The sequence below is a fragment of the Pseudomonas sp. HY7a-MNA-CIBAN-0227 genome, assembly GCF_040310325.1.
Taxonomy (GTDB): domain Bacteria; phylum Pseudomonadota; class Gammaproteobacteria; order Pseudomonadales; family Pseudomonadaceae; genus Aquipseudomonas.
Genome location: NZ_JBEOPT010000046.1, coordinates 1 through 395 on the forward strand (window position 1 = coordinate 1; position 395 = coordinate 395).

At 56.7% G+C, this 395-nt stretch carries 1 protein-coding gene; it reads right to left on the bottom strand.

Translation table 11 applies throughout. The features are described 5' to 3' along the window. On the bottom strand, positions 1–219 hold a 219-nt coding region (locus tag AAEZ06_RS26895; RefSeq protein WP_350617111.1), incomplete at its 3' end, for a branched-chain amino acid transport system II carrier protein. Positions 220–395 lie beyond the last annotated feature (176 nt).

Genomic DNA, 395 nt, shown 5'->3' on the forward strand with positions numbered 1-395 from the left:
GCTCAAGGCATCCATTGCGCCGCCGACCTTGGCCAGCGCGACCACAGTGATCACCGGCAGGCCGACCGCCGTGATCAGGAAACCCAACGCCGCCATCCAGACGTGCGGCCCGGACTGCAAACCGACGATAGGCGGGAAGATGATGTTGCCAGCCCCGACAAACAGGGCAAACGTCATAAAACCAAGTGCCAGAATGTCCTGGCCTTTCAACACTTTCATTAAGGAAATACCACACTACTGAATCGGAATTTAGAGAGGGATTTCCCTTGTGGGTGAGGGAAATGCTGTCGATCCGTATGGGACTGACCCGTTAAGCGCATGGCTGCCTTGTGGGCGGCGGACGCAAAATGGCGGCTAGACTAACGAATTTGTGCGGCAAACGCACTGTTAGGGGG